Annotated in this window: 15 protein-coding genes and 1 pseudogene; 2 read left to right on the top strand and 14 right to left on the bottom strand. The window is 47.0% G+C overall.

Annotated elements, in window-relative coordinates; all coding sequences use genetic code 11:
• Positions 1-7: 7 nt before the first annotated feature.
• From BQ9856_RS19635 to BQ9856_RS19655, 5 genes and pseudogenes are all read right to left on the bottom strand, one after another.
• Complete coding sequence (locus tag BQ9856_RS19635; protein WP_077612527.1) at positions 8-793, bottom strand: 5-deoxy-glucuronate isomerase; 786 nt, start codon at positions 791-793, stop codon at positions 8-10.
• A 32-nt stretch (positions 794-825) separates the two neighbouring features.
• Complete coding sequence (gene iolD, locus BQ9856_RS19640) at positions 826-2,745, bottom strand: 3D-(3,5/4)-trihydroxycyclohexane-1,2-dione acylhydrolase (decyclizing) (RefSeq protein ID WP_442855601.1); 1,920 nt, start codon at positions 2,743-2,745, stop codon at positions 826-828.
• A gap of 33 nt (positions 2,746-2,778) precedes the next feature.
• Positions 2,779-3,813: a 5-dehydro-2-deoxygluconokinase gene (iolC, locus tag BQ9856_RS19645; protein WP_077612529.1), complete on the bottom strand. Its 1,035-nt coding sequence runs from the start codon at positions 3,811-3,813 to the stop codon at positions 2,779-2,781.
• A gap of 123 nt (positions 3,814-3,936) precedes the next feature.
• Positions 3,937-4,785: a class II fructose-bisphosphate aldolase gene (locus tag BQ9856_RS19650; protein ID WP_077612530.1), complete on the bottom strand. Its 849-nt coding sequence runs from the start codon at positions 4,783-4,785 to the stop codon at positions 3,937-3,939.
• Positions 4,786-4,808: 23 nt separating this feature from the next.
• A pseudogene (locus BQ9856_RS19655) lies at positions 4,809-5,869 on the bottom strand (iron-containing alcohol dehydrogenase).
• Positions 5,870-6,085: 216 nt separating this feature from the next.
• Here BQ9856_RS19655 and BQ9856_RS19660 point away from each other — a divergent pair.
• Complete coding sequence (locus BQ9856_RS19660) at positions 6,086-6,862, top strand: DeoR/GlpR family DNA-binding transcription regulator (RefSeq protein WP_077612531.1); 777 nt, start codon at positions 6,086-6,088, stop codon at positions 6,860-6,862.
• A 1-nt stretch (position 6,863) separates the two neighbouring features.
• Here the strand turns inward: BQ9856_RS19660 and BQ9856_RS19665 are convergent, their stop codons facing one another.
• The 4 genes from BQ9856_RS19665 to BQ9856_RS19680 all read right to left on the bottom strand — a co-directional run bounded on the left by BQ9856_RS19665 (position 6,864) and on the right by BQ9856_RS19680 (position 11,430).
• The gene (locus BQ9856_RS19665; protein ID WP_235839262.1) at positions 6,864-8,183 is read right to left on the bottom strand and encodes a glycoside hydrolase family 28 protein; all 1,320 of its coding nucleotides are present in this window, start codon (positions 8,181-8,183) and stop codon (positions 6,864-6,866) included.
• Between the two features lie 192 nt (positions 8,184-8,375).
• On the bottom strand, positions 8,376-9,227 hold the full coding sequence (locus tag BQ9856_RS19670; protein ID WP_077612532.1) for a sugar phosphate isomerase/epimerase family protein: 852 nt from the start codon (positions 9,225-9,227) through the stop codon (positions 8,376-8,378).
• 25 nt (positions 9,228-9,252) lie between these two features.
• A complete protein-coding gene (locus BQ9856_RS19675) occupies positions 9,253-10,407 on the bottom strand; it encodes a Gfo/Idh/MocA family protein (RefSeq protein ID WP_077612533.1) in 1,155 nt (384 codons plus the stop codon).
• A gap of 3 nt (positions 10,408-10,410) precedes the next feature.
• Complete coding sequence (locus tag BQ9856_RS19680) at positions 10,411-11,430, bottom strand: Gfo/Idh/MocA family protein (RefSeq protein ID WP_077612534.1); 1,020 nt, start codon at positions 11,428-11,430, stop codon at positions 10,411-10,413.
• Positions 11,431-11,552: 122 nt separating this feature from the next.
• On the opposite strand from BQ9856_RS19680, the gene BQ9856_RS19685 reads away from it, so the two are divergent.
• Positions 11,553-12,398 (top strand): AraC family transcriptional regulator, encoded by an 846-nt coding sequence (locus BQ9856_RS19685; protein WP_077612535.1) that lies wholly within the window; start codon positions 11,553-11,555, stop codon positions 12,396-12,398.
• 8 nt (positions 12,399-12,406) lie between these two features.
• Here BQ9856_RS19685 and BQ9856_RS19690 read toward each other — a convergent pair whose 3' ends face one another.
• From BQ9856_RS19690 to BQ9856_RS19705, 5 genes are all read right to left on the bottom strand, one after another.
• Positions 12,407-13,165 (bottom strand): DUF6062 family protein, encoded by a 759-nt coding sequence (locus BQ9856_RS19690; RefSeq protein ID WP_077612536.1) that lies wholly within the window; start codon positions 13,163-13,165, stop codon positions 12,407-12,409.
• Between the two features lie 246 nt (positions 13,166-13,411).
• Positions 13,412-13,576: a Fic family protein gene (locus BQ9856_RS25830; protein ID WP_442855549.1), complete on the bottom strand. Its 165-nt coding sequence runs from the start codon at positions 13,574-13,576 to the stop codon at positions 13,412-13,414.
• Positions 13,501-13,746 carry a hypothetical protein gene (locus tag BQ9856_RS25835; protein ID WP_442855607.1) on the bottom strand — a complete coding sequence of 82 codons (246 nt, stop codon included), beginning with the start codon at positions 13,744-13,746 and terminating at the stop codon, positions 13,501-13,503. Before BQ9856_RS25835 ends, BQ9856_RS25830 begins: the two co-directional genes overlap by 76 nt.
• Before the next feature lie 111 nt (positions 13,747-13,857).
• Entirely contained in the window at positions 13,858-14,547 is a 690-nt protein-coding gene (locus tag BQ9856_RS19700; protein ID WP_077612537.1) for a response regulator transcription factor, read from the bottom strand.
• Positions 14,544-16,040 carry a sensor histidine kinase gene (locus BQ9856_RS19705; protein WP_077612538.1) on the bottom strand — a complete coding sequence of 499 codons (1,497 nt, stop codon included), beginning with the start codon at positions 16,038-16,040 and terminating at the stop codon, positions 14,544-14,546. Before BQ9856_RS19705 ends, BQ9856_RS19700 begins: the two co-directional genes overlap by 4 nt.
• Positions 16,041-16,103: the final 63 nt, after the last annotated feature.

The following is a 16,103-nucleotide window of genomic DNA, read 5'->3' on the forward strand; positions in this document are numbered from 1 at the left end:
TGCCATTTTAAAACCCGGCATCATGCAGCCATACATATTTTTCATCTTCATTGCGGTCGGTCTGATTCCACGGATTGCCGTCCAAATGGCGGATCATCCAGCAGGTGTACATCTGATATCCCGGCGCCACTGCCTGGGGGTGAAGTTCTCCCCCCGGTATTGCGGAAAAGCTTCCATCCGTACTTTTAAACACCTGATCTCCCACGAAGCTTGCACCAAAGCCTTCCGGACGGTCAAACAGGAAGTAATAGGTCTCAGGCTGCGGGTGTCTGTGAGGAAGGTAACCGGACCAGTTCCCCCGGTCATTCAGGACTTCTCCAAGAACCATATTGGAATATGGAGCGATCTCAATATCGAAAATCGTATTCACCCGCCGTTTGGCCACATTTCCAAACTTTCCCACACAGGAATATTTCCAGGGCGCGTCTTCCGGTTTATACAGTTTATTTTTAAACGTTCTATCATTCCTGGTGGACTGCACTAATATTTCCGAATCTGCTTCCGCTTCTACCGCTATATCTGTTCCCGTGCATACATGCAGGCACCAGGGGCCTTCCGTAAAAACATCTTTTCTGGAGGCTTCCTGTTCGGTACCTTCCATATGAAATACGATCTTTCCCTTTAAAAGAAGAACTGCCATTTCTTCCCCTTTTTTTAAGAAGCTTCGTACCTCTCCGGCTTGCATACGGTAAACCCGAATATCCATCAGCATATCCTTATACTCATTGGTATAGGTTGTTAAGATTTTTTCTCCGGATTCATCAAATTCCGGATATCCGAATACCTGGCTCATAGTAACCTTCCTTTCTGCTTATGTCCGGCAAATCAATATTTTCTGGCTTCTTCTCTTCCTTCCATGACCCTTTCGCACGCTTCTCTTACACTGTTCTTTTCTGAGGTTGTGGCAATTCCGACATTCCACCAGGATTCATATCCATCCGTCATGGTTTTTGGAATCACCTTTAAGTCAAACAGACAGGCTCTTTCCTGTTTTTTGGCATCCTTAAGAGCCGCTTCCAGCTCTTTGATGGTTCTGCAGGTATAAGCCTTAAGGCCGTAGCCTTCCCCGATTTTAGCATAATCGACAGGGATCAAATCGCCTGCCGGCTTTTTCCCGTCCGTATAGCGGAACTCCGTGGCAATGCTTCCGATCCCATGGGTCATTTCCAGATTATTGATGCAGCCAAACCCGCAGTTATCAAATATCAGGATATTGACCTTTTGCCTTTCCTGCATGATGGTCATAATTTCACTATGGAGCATCTGGAAACTGGAATCACCGACAACACAGTAAACTTCGTTATCCGGTTCCGCAAATTTAACGCCCAGTGTGGCCGCCACTTCATATCCCATGCAGGAATACCCGTATTCCGCATGGTATCCGCCCCGTTTATCGGTGGTCCACATGCGCTGCATACAGCTTGGAAGGGAGCCTCCTGCCGTAATGACCGTAGCATCTTCATCAATGACCCTTCTGATTGCTGCCAGAGCGGCTGTCTGCGTGATCTTCCCATTTGTTAACCGGACAAATTCAGGAATCGTTCTGGGATCCCGGGCCTGTATGATGGGTTCAAAATCCTCTCCTGTGTATTCCATGCTGCCCAAATGCACCATCTCTTCATCCCATTTTCGTTTTGCATCGGAGATTTCGTTTTTATATTGGGATACATAATGTTTTTTTCTCAGCTTTTCCGCCAGCGCACAAACGGTTACCTTTGCATCTCCCACTGCCTTGACCGCATCCATTTTGTATGCATGAAATCTGCTGTTATTGATGGTTATGAATCTTACATCTTCGTTTTTAAACAGCCGTTTTGAGCTCGTAGTAAAATCGGTCAGCCTTGTTCCGATGGCGATCACCGCATCTGCATCCCCTGCAATCACATTGGAAGCATAAGTCCCGGTAACTCCGATTCCGCCAAGACAATAGGGATGGCTTGATTTACAGGCACTCTTTCCTCCCTGGCTTTCTCCGAACGGTATTTTAAATTCTTCACAGAACTTTTCTACGGTTTCTCCTGCCTCAGAGTAGCGGACTCCTCCGCCTACGATTACAAGCGGTTTCTTCGCCTCTGCAATGATGTCTGCGATCTCATCCAGTTCTTCTTCTACCGCAAGAGGCCTGGTGATCCGGTGTACCCGTTTCTTAAAAAAGTAATCCGGGTAATCATAGGATTCCCCTTCCACATCCTGGCAGAGCGCAATGCAGCATGCTCCGGTTTCCGCCGGGTCCGTTAACACACGCATGGCATTGATCAAAGCGCTCATGATCATCTCCGGCCTGGTGATCCTGTCCCAGTATTTACAAACCGGTTTGAATGCATCATTTGTTGTGGTTGCAAGGCTGCTGCTTTGCTCTAACTGCTGAAGCACCGGGTCAGGCTGTCTGGAGGCAAAGGTATCGGCCGGAAATACCAGCAGCGGAATGTTATTTACCGTTGCCGTCGCACATGCTGTTACCATATTTGCCGCACCCGGCCCCACGGATGATGCACATGGGATAATTTTCTTCCGGTTATTCTGCTTTGAAAAAGCAATGGCCGCATGACACATCCCCTGCTCATTTCTTCCCTGAAGCACTTTAAGACGCCCCGGGTCCATATCCAGAGCTTCTCCTAAGCCAACCGCGATTCCATGACCGAAAATGGTAAAAAATCCTTCTACAAACTTTGTTTCCACTCCATCGACAGAAACATACTGGTTATCCAGGAACTTCACAAGTGCCTGTGCCGTTGTCATTCTCATTGTTTTTGACATGTTCCGCTCTCCTTTACTTTTTTATACACGGGCGATCATTTCACCAAACTTTTCCTTTTCTTCTTTTATAAATGCATGCACTTCCTCCGGTGCCGGCAGGGAATCCGAACAGTTATTACTCTTTACCATCATGGATGCTTCTGCTGATCCAAATTCCAGGCAGTCAATGATATCCCATCCCTGATACAGGCCGTACAAAAAGCCTGAACCATATCCATCGCCTCCGCCAAATCCTTTTCTGGCCTCAACCGGGAACGGCTTGATGGAAAAGGACTGCCCGTCGAAGGTATATGCAGTAGAGCCCTTCATTCCATGCTTGATCACCACGATCCGGGCCTCATATCCCTGCCACAGCGCCGCACTTTCTTCGTCTGTCATGCCCGGCCTGATCAGTTTTTCTGTTAAGTCAAATTCTTCTCTTGAACCCATAATAATGTCGGCTTCTTTGGCAACGGCGGAGTAGTATATGGATATCTCATCCGCATTTTTCCAGTTATACGCTCTGTAATCGATATCAAAGATAATTCTGACATCATTTCTCTTCGCCAGCATGACCGCCTTCATAGCCGCTTCTCTTGACGGGCTTTGGGCCAGCGCCGTACCTGATATCAAAATCGCTTTTGCTTTTCTGATATACGCTTCATCGATGTCTTCTACAGCCAGCTGCAGGTCAGCAATGCAGTTCCGGTACATCAGGATATTGCTGTCACTGGAAGACAGCATCTCCGTAAATGTCAGCCCCAGCTTTTCTCCGTTTTTACATTTTGTGATATGAGAAGTATCGATCCCCTGCTCATTAAAATAATCCACTACAAATTCACCGAACTGGTCATCCGACACTTTTCCGATAAATCCCGCCTTCATTCCGTGTCTGGTCACACCTACGGCGATATTGGCCGGAGAACCTCCTACAAACTTCTCAAACATGTGTACCTTCTTAAGCGGCTTAAATTCTTCTTTCACCTGCCCGTTGTAAGCCGGGTTAAAATCAATTGCCACCCTGCCAAGAAGAATTAAGTCCAGCTCTCTGGTTTCATCAAATTTTACATATTCCATCGTTACACCTCTCCCATTTGTTTTTGCGTGCCTTTTTTTCTGATCTATGCTTACATCATGCCATTGCCGGCAGCTTTCCTTCTCCAGATACGGTATGTAAATTTTTATTTATACCATGCTGGCTCACGCGAGCGGCTCCGTACAATGAAAGATTCGGATATGCTGCTTTACATTATCATATACTCCGCGGACCATGGCTTCGTTCAGTCCGAAATAATCATGTTTTCCACCGGATCCCAGATACTTCGCAGCTTCCCTCGTAAGACTGTCAAAGCTGGCTGTCGCAATATTGACCTTCCGGATCCCAAGGCCGATGGCTTTCCGGAAGTCTTCCGGGGTGATTCCGGTCCCGCCGTGAAGAACCAGAGGCACATCTGTCTTCTGGTCAATGGCTTTCAGGACATCAAAGGCCAGCCTTGGTGCCACCGGATAATTGCCGTGGGCATTGCCGATGGCCACTGCCAGCGCATCCACGCCGGTCCTCTCGCAGAACGTTCTGGCATCGCCGGGATTGGTACAGCGGATCCCTTCATCCGTGCTCCCGTCCTCGCTGCCGCCCACCAGGCCAAGCTCCGCTTCCACGGTTGCTCCGTATTCCCTGGCAAGATTGGCCGCTTCCAGGGTCTTTGCGATATTTTCCTCAAAAGGAAGGGTGGAGCCATCCATCATCACGGAGGTGAACCCGTAATCCAAAGCCTGTTTTAAGACCTTTACGGTCTTACCGTGATCCAGATGAACCGCAATGCCGACCTTTGCGTTCTTTGCCGCCTCCACCATCATGGGCCCCATCAGAGCCAGCGGGGAATAGGGAAGACGCACTTCCGCAATCTGCAGAATAATGGGAGCATTCATCTCCTCGGCCGCCTTCACAGCTCCCTTTACCATCTCAAGATTTCCTACACTGAAGGCTCCCACCGCCCTGCTTTTCTCTGACGCCTGATTCAACAATTCCTTCATTTTTACTAACGCCATACTTCTCCTCCTCTTTCCGGGGATCAATCCCACAGCCTGCGGTAAATCTCCGACACATCTTCCCTGTTCATCTCTTTTCTGGTATTGGAAGGGCTTCCGCTTGCCATGGCATCTTCCGCCATCTTATCAATTGCCGCAAAAAACGTCTCCCGGTCAATGCCGTATTCCGCCAGAGTCGGGATCTCCACTTCCTTACAGATGCCGGCCACTGCTTCTAAAAAAGCCTTGCCGGCTGCTTCATCGCTGTCCTTCTCCCCGGCTGCGCCAATTTCCCGGGCCATCACTGCAAAACGGTCATACGCTCCGTCCAGAGCGAACCGGAAGCATTATTGAATGCGATTCCGGCCTCCAGAGCCGCAAGGGACATCTCCTCTCTGGCTTTTTCGTCATTACCGTGGTGGAATGCCTTAGGAAGCCATGTGAATATCCTTTTGACTGCGGATAAAGCGAATTCATCCGATAGGGGCTGGGCTTTTCCCGATGTATAAGCCTCGATGGCATGGGTCAGAGCGTCAATCCCGGTAGCTGCCGTGATCTTCGGCGGCACTGTCATGGTGAACTGAGGGTCAATGACGGCCAGGTCCGGCATCAGCACAGTTCCCTTAAGAAGCATCTTGATGTCCTTTTTCGTATCCGTAATTATAGTGAACTGGGTCGCCTCAGAGCCGGTTCCCGCTGTGGTGGGGACCGCAGCCATAGGTGGAAGCTTTCCTTTGATGGTCTTTCCCATATAATCGGAAATGCTGCCGCCGTTTGCGGACAGGACTGCTATTGCCTTCATGGAATCAATGGGACTTCCTCCGCCCAGTGCAATGAGGAAATCACATTTCTCCTCCTGGTAGAGGTCCAGTCCGGCAGAGATCATGATATCCGCCGGCTCTCCACTGATTCCCGAAAAGATGCTGTAAGCAATGTTCTGTTCCTCTAATACCCTGACCAGAATATCAACATTTCCTAAATTTACCATAACCTCATCGGTGACTATGAGAGCTTTTGACCCAAGCGCTTTGAAATGTCCCCTTGCATCCTCAAGCGCTTTGCTGCCGCTTACAATTTTTCCAGGCATGATAAATTCTCTTCCCATTTTACTCTTCCTTTACCTTTGTGATAATCTTTTGATTTTATTTATGTAATGTTTTGGTTATATTTTAGCACTTAGCTTAAAAATGGTCAAGATGAACTTCCAAATTTTTTTCTTAATCTGGTCACTTATTGGTTACTTCTTGATATTTGTTTGTATGTCTGTTATAATCTCAGCATAACAGCATGCCGGAGAGGCTGCTATATAAGGAGTACATCTATGAGAATTTCCCGTATCGACCAACTGGAACAATATATATTGGAGCACAAAGCGGCATCCATTGATACCCTGTGCGAAGTATTCGAAGTCTCTAAAAACACCGTACGCCGCGACTTAGAGGTTCTTGTTACCCGGGGCAGCGTAGAAAAGGTTTACGGCGGTGTCATTGCGTGTGAAAGTACAGCCGCCATTCCGGATCTGGTCACCTTCCATGAACGGGCCAGCCGGAATGCCCACAGCAAGCAGAGGATCGCAGCTCTTGCCGCTTCCTTTGTGCGTGAGCGGGATATCATCTTCATCGACAGCGGCACCACTACCATGAATATTGTGGATCATCTGGCCCATTTAAGCACGGTTACCATTATCACGGGCAGCGTCCAGGTCATCAACAAATCCATGAATTATCCGAACATCAACTTGATCGTCCTGCCCGGATCCTTAAAACGGGATACCGCTTCCCTTGTGGGAACCTCCTGCGTGGAATATTTAGAGGACTATAACATTGTAAGAGCCTTTATGGCCTGCACCGGTATTTCCGTCCAGGCCGGAATCTGCAATGCCTCTACGGAAGAATACAGCATTAAGAAAGCAGCGTTAAAAAAAAGCCAGAAGCATTATCTTCTGGCAGATTCCTCAAAGTTTGGACGTGCATCCCTGATGACCTTCGGAGACGTGGATCAGTTTGATTATATCCTGACCGACCAAATGCCGGATGACGCCTTCTGCTCTTACTGCAAAGAACGGGAATGCGCCATCCGGATTGCTCCCGAACCGTAGGTTAAATTTCCACCTGTTCGGTATGGAGAAGCGTAACGTCCTCTTTGTAATAAGGCTTCATGCTTTCCTCCACTTTGATCTTCACATGCTCAAACCGGATATCTTTAGCGTAGTCCGCATAGATACCGGATATCTTTGTACGGATCGCACCATCGCCCTGGCAGGGACGGATATCATATCCTTCGATCTCCCAGCGGGAGGTCTTTTCCAGGGTCAGATGGATGTTTTCAAAGCTTAAATCTTCTATGAAATTATCCTCGCTCCCACGGATAAAGATCCCGTTTTCCCCTTTGCAGCTGATATTCTCAAACCTTACATTGCGGATTTTTCCGGCCTTCACCCCAGGCTTGCGGTCATGGGCTGTGATGCAGACCGGCTCCGCCCTTCCCCACCATTCATGGGAAAAGCGGCGTGTCTCAATGGTGATATTGGAAAATACCACATTCTCCACATTCCCGCCATCCCGGATCTGAATGGAAATTCCGCGGTTGCTTCTGCTGATGGCACAGTTTTCCACCAGAACGTTCCGGAAGCTGCATTCGCCTTCTGTTCCGAACTTAATGGCCGCACTTGTGGAAATCAGGGTACAGTTGGAGATAACAATGTTCTCACATGGCCCATACTGGTTATAATCGCCGGAGTTTTTAAGGACAATGGCATCATCCCCGCATTCGATGTGGCAGCCTATGATGCGGACGTTGGTGCAATGGTCCGGGTCAATGCCATCAGAATTAGCCATCTGCAAATTGTTGATCAGGCGGATTCCTTCGATCAGGACATCATTGCAGCCGGCCAGATGAACGGTCCAGAATGCACAGTTGATGAGTTTTACATCACGGATGGTCAGGTGTTCAAATTTTTCTAATAGCATGAGAGGGATTCTCGGGTAATAACTGCCTTCAATATGATATCCGGAATTATCCCCATAAAAAATCCTTTCATTCGCATCAATGGTTCCAAAACCGGTGATGGCTACATTTTCCTGGTCATAACCGTAAATAAACGCATGAAATGGCCTTCCCTTGTATTCGCTGTTTAAAAAGGAGGGCAGCCCGGATTCATGGGCTACGATATTTCCGCCGTTTGCCAGAGGATAGTAATCCTTTAAATCGTCGCTTGCCTTTAAGACTGCTCCCATTTCCAGATGAAATTCCACATTGGATTTTAACAGTATGGAACCGCTGTTATATACATGTCCGCCAGGCAGGACTACACAGCCCCCGCCCTCGTTGCTGCATGCATCAATAGCCTTCTGGATCGCCGCCCCGTCATTGGTTTTTCCATCGCCTTTTGCTCCGAATTCCAATACATTGTAAATCATAATTTCCTCCACTCCATTTATATTTGAATGAAATTTTACAGTAAATATTAGGATGTGCCAAATGGTACACTTAAAACGGCCCAATTATACCAATTCTACCCTTAGAATGGAAGATGTTATTGAAAAAAAACGGCAGGGGTGCACAAAAAAGCTGTTTTTTGTAACACCTCTACCGTTTTTTAACATGGAAAATCAGTCAATTGTTTCCAGTATTTTCTCAAGCGCTTCATAGGCCATGGTAAACGCCTCTTCTCCGCTCAGCTTTTTCTTTTCAGCCGCATTCTGCTCCAAAGCACTGAATCCTGCAAAATCACTTAAATGCGGTTCCAGAGATAAGAAGCCTTTGTATCCCCCGGATTTCAACAGCTTAAGGATTTCCTTTACATGACCGTCCCCCATACCGGCAGGAACTACGCTTGCATCGGACCACAGGGCATCCTTTACATGAATGTAAGCAATGTAAGGCTTTAACATTTCATAGGCTTCCATCGTATCCTGTTTGCACTGTACAAAATTGGCAAAATCAAATACCGCCTTAAAATGCTCCCCATGGAATTCCTTCATGATCTCCAGACAGCGGTCCGCCATATCACCGTAGATTTCCTTTTCATTCTCATGAAGAAGGATCACATGGTTCGCCTTCGCATAATCCGCAAACCGGCCCAGCTGGTCCATGACCTTTCCCCGGCAGGGAGCATAGCTTTCATTCTGGGGCATGAAGAAGCTGAACATTCGGATGTATGGAGTCTCCATCACATTGGCAATTTCCACGGTATGCTTATACAGCTCCATGTGAGGAGCGAAATCATCGGTGATCCGTATCTTCCCGATGGGAGAACCTACGGAAGATAAACGGATGCCTGCCTCATCAAGCTGCTTTTTTATTTCCTTTGCCTCATGAGCGGAATACTCCACCAGACCTTTTCCGTTGACTCCGCGCATCTCCACATAACGGATATTCAGTTTTTTTAACACTTTGATCTGCTTTTCCAGGCTGCTGTCGATTTCATCTGCAAAACCAGATAATTGTACTCCATCCCACATAATCATCTCTCCTTTTTTCAATGTCTTAATAGCTTCCTTCCGTATCAAAAACCACGCCGGTCCCTTCTTTTTTTCTGGAAGCTGCACGGCGTTTATTTAACTCTTGTAAGAACAGTTCTTCATCAAACGGCAGTTCTACCTCCTGTTTCAGCCAGCTGGATAAATGCATGGCGTTTGACAGGGTCAGTCCGTTGATGCCTTCCACTCCTTCTGCAACCAGAGGAGTCCCGTGAAGGATATTGCCTGCAAATGCCTTTAAAACTCCCACATGCTGCTCATTTTTCCCGTCGGTCTCCACTTCCGTCACCGTAAATTCCGGGGTATCAAATCCACCCCTGGCTGTCTTGCAGAAGGTGCGCTCGTTTACAGCCAGCTTGTGGAGCATGAGCCTGTCACTTTCGCAGACCAGCTTTCCCATCTCCAGGGTTATTTCAAACCGATTGGTCCCCGGCGCATCCGCGGTGGTGGTGACAAAGACACCGGTGGCCCCGCCCGGATATTCCATGTAAGCGGTCACATCATCTTCCACTTCAATGTCATGCCATTTTCCATTGTGGCAGAAGGCCCGTACTTTACCTGGCATTCCGCAGATCCATTGGAGCAGATCCATGTTATGGGGACACTGGTTTAACAGAACGCCCCCGCCTTCTCCATCCCAGGTGGCTCTCCAGCTTCCGGAATCATAATAAGACTGAGTCCGGTACCAGTCCGTGACGATCCAGTTGACCCGTTTGATTGCCCCCAGCTCTCCGCCGGTTACAAGCTCATGCATTTTCCGGTAAATGCAGTTGGTCCTCTGGTTAAACATCATGGCGAAAACCCGGTCACTCTTTTTTGCCGCTTCGTTCATTTCCCGGACCTGCTTTGTGTAAACTCCGGCAGGCTTCTCGCACAGGACATGCAGCCCGTGGCTTAAGGCATGGATGGACAGTTCCGGATGCTGGTAATGAGGCACTGCGATTAAGACCGCATCACATACCCCAGCCTCTATTAAGTCCTTTCCTTCCTCAAAAATAACAACCGGTTCCGGCAGATTCTCTTTTCCCCAGGCCCTTCGGTCTTCCCGCCGGTCTGCCACTGCGGTAAGCTCTATTTCCGGAACCCTGCCTTCCAGAATGCTCTTGCAGTGATTCGTTCCCATATTCCCAATTCCGATTACTCCAAGTCTTACTTGATCCATGTCCTATCTCCCCTCATTTCTTGCGGAATCATAAATATCCATCATGGTATAAAATGTGTTTTCTACCGAAGCCAGATCATTAAAATAAGCCTTTCCGGATTCCAGGCAGTCATAAAAATCCCGGATGCAGGCTTCATGTCCGCTGCCCCAATAGGTTTTTCCCGGCACGGACGTCTTTGGCGCCTGCCAGACAACAGTTTCTTCTTTTCCCTCCGTCTGATACCAGACAGAGTTTCCTTCCAACCGCACAAACCCATTCTCGCAGACAAGCTCTATAAGAACCGGAACATCCGCGGCGTAAGCGGTGGTGGCGTAAAAGCTTGCACTTACCGGTTCCGCCCCTTTGCTAAAGGCCATATATGCTTCCAGAGTATCCTCCACCTCCACAATGCCTTTCAAATGATGGTTGCTCATGGCAGCCTCTGTCCTTACGGGTTTCCCCATCCAGCCCAGAAGCAGGTCCAGTGCGTGGATGGACTGGTTTATTAATGCCCCTCCGCCTTCGGTCTCAAGCTTTCCCCTCCAGCCGCTTTCCGTGTAATAGGAAGCATCCCGGTGCCAGGTCACAAAGGCCCTTCCGCCCTTTATCCTGCCAAGGGTTCCTTCTGCCAGAACTTCATTTACCTTTCTGGTCGTTTCATTATACCGGTTCTGAAAGCAGATGCCTAATCTTCCTTTGCATCCGTTTGAGACCGTCAAAAGCTCTTCAAACTGCTCCCTGCTTATGGCAGGCGGCTTCTCCATAAATACATGAAGCCCCTTCTTTAAGGCCTGGACCGCCATAGGTACATGGCAGACATGAGGGGTACAGATATGAACCGCGTCTAACTCCTCCCTCTCAAGCATTTCCTCCATAGACCCATAAGCTGCTGCCTTTCCTCCCGTAAAACGAGCCGAATATTCCTCTGACCGTTCCAGGCGGATATCGGCCAGAGCACAAAGCCTGGCCTGTTTTATCTTATTCAGGATCATGGCATGAACTCCGCCGATGTTCCCGCAGCCGATTACCCCAACCCGAACCATGATAACCTCCTCTTTTCTTTTTATTGTTTCTATGATAAATTTATTATATACTGTTATTAACGCAATTTGTTTGCGCAGATTGACTAGAAATATGCACAAATTGTCTATTTCAGGAGGACGATATGAAAAAGGAAAGCCAATACCATTACAGTGAATTTTCCGAACCCTTCAGTTGTGACTTTACGACCAGCCATATGGCCGGAAATGTGGATTTCCACATGCATAACAGCCATGAAATCTATCTGCTCTTAGACGGCCATATTCAGTATTTTGTGGAGAACGCCTGCTATGAAATGAATGCCGGCAGCCTGATCCTGTTTTCCAACCGGGAGATCCACAAGGCCATCAACACTGCGAATGAAGCGTTCACCCGTCTTGTCATACACGTAAATCCGGCCTTTATCCGTCCATACTGCACCCCCAATACCAACCTGTTAGACTGTTTCCACCGGGAGCCTGCCATCGGCAATCTTGTACTGCTGTCAAAAAAGGAATATGAGGATCTGGTTACCATGGCCACAACCATAGAAAAGGCAATAAAAAACCGCTGCTCCTACGGCAGCGATTTAACAGCGGTCACAACATTGATCCAGATCCTGATCCTGATCAACCAGGCATGGCAAAAAACAAGTTCTTCCCGGACAGCGCCAAGACCTCACCGGGCCCAGGCAATTATGAGCTACATTGATAAAAACTTAACAAATCCCATGACCCTGGATACCATTTCCCAGGCACTTTCCCTGGACAAATATTATTTAAGCCACTTATTTAAATCAGAAACGGAAAGCAGTATATTCCAGTATATTGTAGTCAAGCGGGTTGCTCTGGCAAAAGAACTGCTGTCCCAGGGCCACACGGTTTCCGAGGCCTGCCATTTATCCGGGTTTAATGATTATTCCAATTTTATCCGCACATTCCGCCAGACCACCGGCTATACCCCCGGACAGTTCAAACGGCTAAGCCGGTAAAAATACTTCTATTTAAGCTTGTAAGCCGGATCCGCAGGATAGCCGCCCCGGATTTTCTGCATCCCTCGCTGCAGGGCATCCTTCGACTGCTTCCAATCCCCCTCCCGGTTTAAATAGTCAAATTTTTCAATGAACCAGTCTATGTCGCCGGAGACCCGTTCCATGTTCTGTTCCATGATCTGAAATACGAGCGGGTAGAATTCTTTCCGCCCGGCCTCATTTAAATATTGATCCGCCCCGCTGCACAGACCGGCAAAGTGGTGAAAGCAAAAGCCCTTGCCGTGATTCAGTTTTTCCCGGAACGCGGGATCTTTTTTATATAAATGAAAAAAGGTCGCCACATACCTCTCATAACGTTCCGAGTACCGGTCACAGATATAACAGGTCTTTTCCTTCCCGGCGATCCAGGCATGGATGGAATTTGAATTTCCTGTCTTTCCGGTAAGACGGTCTTTTAAGGAAGCCTTTCCCGGAGTGAAGTCTTTGAATTCCTCTTTCATCTCTTTGATCAGCTTTTTATAGTACGTCTTTAAGATCCAGCCATTTCCCAGGGCATTACCGTAATCAAACATCTTTTTTTGATGCAGCCGGCAGAAGCCTGCCTGATCGGTTCTTTCCCTGGTATCGCTTTCCATATAGGAAGCACAGGAACCCAGCACAAAGTCCATAAGCTCCTGCTCTGCCTTCCGTTCAAGAAAGCAGAATGGACATTCCTCATCCGCATCCATGGCATCATTTAATGGTATTTCATATAGTTTTTCCTTCATGTTCCCTCATTTCCTTTCTGCGGAGCAAAAAGCGGCTGTGTTAAGTGTGCTTCCACCTAACACAGCCTGATTCGTATCTCATAGTCTTTTCGTGCACTTATCTTAAACAGTTCATAATAACACTAATCATCATTTCCTTTTCCTCCGGCTTCGATTCCGCAATCATAATTGTTAATGCAACCAGCGTATAATCTTCAATCAGCTTATTCCCCTCTGAAAATAAAGCCCCATTCTTATCTAAAAATATTAAAACATGGTTGCTGCAATGCGCTTGTTTCCGTCGGAAAAACTATGATTCTTGGTTATAAGATATAATAAATTAGCTGCTTTTTCTTCTAATGTGGAATATAAATCATTGCCAGCAAATGTCTGGTATATATTTCCAATGCTTCGACAGAAGTGCCCTTGCACAATTCCTCCTCTTTAAATATGTTACCTATATGATAAGCAATTGAAGAACGGGCAGTATCAAATAAATCTGCCATTTGCTCCTGCGTAAGCCATACAGTTTCCGTTTCCGGAGTTATAGGTACTTCTAATTTCAGATCACCATCAGTAAATAAAACAATTTCATTTTTCATGCATCACCCTATATTCGCATATAACCACAATATTTTCGCTTTTGCTGTCAACTCACTATCTATTCAAGAGGTCAGCAGAAATCAAAGATATCAAGACTCTTTGATATGAACTTACACCTTAAACCGATATCCAACTCCCCATATAGTCTCGATGTACTGGGGTTTCGCTGTATTGAATTCAATTTTTTCCCGGATCTTCTTAATGTGGACGGTAACCGTGGCAATATCGCCGATGGATTCCATATCCCATATTTTATTAAACAACTCTTCTTTTGTAAATACATGATTTGGATTCTGAGCAAGAAATGTTAAGAGGTCAAACTCTTTGGTCGTAAAATTCTTTTCTTCCCCATTGACCCATACCCGTCTTGCAGTCTTATCGATTTTAAGGCCCCGGATTTCAATGATCTCATTATCCGGTGTACCGCTTCCGATCAGTCTTTCATAACGGGCCAGATGGGCCTTTACACGGGCAACCATCTCACTTGGGCTGAATGGCTTGGTAATATAATCATCAGCTCCCAGGCCCAGGCCCCGTATTTTATCAATATCCTCTTTTTTCGCGGAAACCATGATAATCGGGGTATTCTTTACTTCCCTGACCTTCCGGCATATCTCAAAGCCATCCACCCCCGGAAGCATCAAATCCAGGATCACCAGGTCAAAGTCCTCATGGAGCGCCAGATTAAGCCCTTCTTCTCCATTATTCTCGATCTCTACCTCAAATCCGCTCAGCTCCAGATAATCCTTCTCAAGCTCCGCAATACTTTCCTCATCCTCTACAATCAGTATTCTGCTCATTCCTGCATGACCTCCTGGTATTTTCTTAAAACAAAATGTATCTCCGTTCCAATGCCTTCCTTGCTGGTGGCCCATATCCGGCCTCCATGATCTTCAATGATCTTTTTAACAATGGACAAACCGATCCCGCTTCCTCCCTGTGAGGAATTCCTGGAGGAATCGGTGCGGTAAAACCGGTCAAAAATGCTCGGCAGATCCTTTGCCGGAATTCCTTTGCCGTTATCCTCAATCTCTACCTGAATGAAATCTCCCACATCCTTGATCCGGATGTTGATGATTCCCGTCTTCTTATCCATATATTTTACAGAATTGCTGATAATATTATTAATGACACGCCGCATCTGCTCTGCATCCGCAATGACCACCACATCTTCGTCCACGTAATTAAAATATCCAAGTTCAATGCTCCGGGCCTCCATCTCAAGCCCCACTTCATCTACGCAATCCCTGAAATAGCTTGCCACATTGATTTTGGAAAATGTATAGGGAATCTTATTGGTGTCGATTTTGGAGTAAAAGGTCAGCTCGTCAATCAGCTTATCCATGTCATTGGCTTTATTATAGATGGTCCGAATGTAACGGTCCAGTTTTTCCGGAGAGGAAGCCACGCCATCCATAATTCCTTCCACATATCCCTTGATCGCCGTGATGGGAGTCTTTAAATCATGGGAAATATTGCTGATTAACTCTTTGTTCTCCTTATCATACTCGATCTTTTCCTCTGCGGACTCCTTTAAACGGATCCTCATCTCTTCAAAATCCTGGCAAAGCTGGCCGATCTCATCGTCATTCTCCACTTCAAGGGCAAAATCCAGATTTCCATCCCGGATCTTCTTGGTGGCGACCTGAAGCCTTCCTAAGGGACTTATCACAGACCGGTATACCCACATCATCAGGATCGCGTCCGTAAATACGATGATCATGATAACCGCCATGAGCATCTCTGCCATCATGATCTTAATTTCAGGAATCAGGCCGTCCACATTAGAGACGATGAATACGCTCCCCTTGTCCCCATCCGGATACAGAAAATCCATCTGCTTCACCAGATGCTGGGTCTCTCCATCCAGATAGATGGCGCCATCAATGTTGCTGTCCATCTCCTCGTACTTAGGCAGCTGTTCAAAAAGCCCCTGGGTAATGTGGCTGTTTCCATCAAAAAAAAGGACATCCCCTTTGCGAACGATCATATAGGCATATTTGGATGTCAGCTTCTCATTAAGCTTTTCCAGATAATCCGTATCACGAAACTGTCCGGGATCACTTTGCAGAATCTGGCTGATCTCCTTTTGCTCCTCCCTGGTCAGACGGTTAAAAATCTGCAGGGTATTGCCCGATAGAAGATCGATCTGCTCTGTTAAATTATAGGCCTTTCGGAAAGCCTTCATCTGGTAACTGCCAAGCCCTGCCACCACTGCAAATATCAGAGTTAAAGGGATCACCGTAATGATCATAAAAGCCACGACCAGACGGGTTCTTAATTTCAATTTCACTTTTTCTCGACTCTCCCATGCTTCTATACTGAAAATCATAACAAAAAATTTATATCACGTAAA

Origin of the sequence: Clostridium sp. Marseille-P2415 (genome assembly GCF_900155545.1) — a bacterium.
Lineage (GTDB): Bacteria > Bacillota > Clostridia > Lachnospirales > Lachnospiraceae > Lacrimispora.